Annotated in this window: 1 protein-coding gene; it reads right to left on the reverse strand. The window is 72.1% G+C overall.

The window, feature by feature from the left end; translation table 11 throughout:
* Window positions 1–47: 47 nt before the first annotated feature.
* Window positions 48–1,325: a phosphopyruvate hydratase gene (eno, locus tag HMPREF3105_RS09745; RefSeq protein ID WP_036317829.1), complete on the reverse strand. Its 1,278-nt coding sequence runs from the start codon at window positions 1,323–1,325 to the stop codon at window positions 48–50.
* Window positions 1,326–1,625 lie beyond the last annotated feature (300 nt).

Below are 1,625 nucleotides of genomic sequence, written 5' to 3' on the forward strand. Positions count from 1 at the left end.
CCGCCCGGAAGGATCCGGGCGGGCCCGCGCGTCGTCGTCGGGGACGGTCAGCCGCGGAAGCGCGGGAAGGCGGAGCGGCCCGCGTAGACGGCGGCGTCGGCCAGGTCCTCCTCGATGCGCAGCAGCTGGTTGTACTTGGCCACGCGGTCCGAGCGGGCCGGGGCGCCGGTCTTGATCTGGCCGGCGTTGGTGGCCACCGCGAGGTCCGCGATGAACGTGTCCTCGGTCTCGCCCGAGCGGTGCGAGATCATGCAGTGGAACATGTGGCGCTGGGCCAGGGCGATCGCGTCGAAGGTCTCGGTCAGGGAGCCGATCTGGTTGACCTTCACGAGCAGGGCGTTGCCGGCCTTCTCGTCGATGCCGCGCTGCAGCCGCTCCACGTTGGTGACGAACAGGTCGTCGCCCACCAGCTGGACGCGATCGCCCAGCTGCGCGGTCAGGTGCTGCCAGCCGTCCCAGTCGTCCTCGTCGAGCGGGTCCTCGATGGAGACGATCGGGTAGTTGTCCACCAGCTCGGTGTAGTAGGCGGCCATCTCCTCGGCGGAGCGCTGCTGGCCCTCGAAGGTGTAGGAGCCGTTGTCGAAGAACTCGGAGGAGGCGACGTCCAGCGCCAGCGCGATGTCCTCGCCCAGGCGGTAGCCGGCCTTCGTCACGGCCTCGGCGATGAGGTCCAGGGCGGCGCGGTTGGACTCCAGGGACGGGGCGAACCCGCCCTCGTCGCCCAGGCCGGTGGACAGGCCCTTCTCCTGCAGCACGGTCTTCAGGGCGTGGTAGACCTCGGTGCCCCAGCGCAGGGCCTCGCGGAAGGACGGGGCGCCGATCGGGGCGATCATGAACTCCTGGATGTCCACGTTGGAGTCCGCGTGGGCGCCGCCGTTGAGGATGTTCATCATCGGCACGGGCAGCACGTGGGCGTTCGGGCCGCCCAGGTACTTGTAGAGCATGAGGTCGGAGGCCTGCGCGGCGGCCACGGCGACGGCCATCGACACGCCCAGGATCGCGTTCGCGCCCAGCTTGCCCTTGTTGGGGGTGCCGTCCAGGTCCCGCATCGCGCGGTCCACGGCGCGCTGGTCCGCGGCGAACTCGCCCTCGAGCTCCTCCGCGATGCCCTCGACCGCGGCGACGGCGTCCAGCACACCCTTGCCGCCGTAGCGCTTCTTGTCCCCGTCACGGCGCTCGACCGCCTCGAACTCGCCGGTGGACGCGCCCGAGGGCACGGCCGCGCGGCCCAGGGAGCCGTCGGTGAGCAGGACCTCCACCTCGACGGTGGGGTTGCCGCGCGAGTCGAGGATCTCGCGAGCGTGGATGGCGTCGATCAGGGCCATGGACGGGTCTCCTTCAATCGAAGTCGGAAGTCGTGCCCGCGGCGTGGACACGGCCTCAGCCTAGCGGGGACCTCAGGTTCCAGTCGGCCGCGCGCCGGCGACAAGACCGCCGTTCCCCCCTGCTGCGATGTCGCTGGGGCGCGGTCGGAACTGCGGCCGGGCCGGAGCGGCGTCGCGTCAGCCGGACGGACGCAGCGCCGACCAGTCCCCCGCACGCACCCGGGCCACCGTGGTGCGCAGGGCCCGTTCGGGGTCCAGCCCCGCCGCCCGGGCCCGGCGCACCAGCGCGAACAGCTCCGC

This window comes from Micrococcus sp. HMSC31B01 (assembly GCF_001816085.1).
Classification (GTDB): Bacteria; Actinomycetota; Actinomycetes; order Actinomycetales; family Micrococcaceae; genus Micrococcus; species Micrococcus luteus.

Bases quoted from the DNA above. Each gene is read 5' to 3' on its own strand.
- eno (WP_036317829.1), bottom strand. From the start codon at position 1,325: ATGGCCCTGATCGACGCCATCCACGCTCGCGAGATCCTCGACTCGCGC.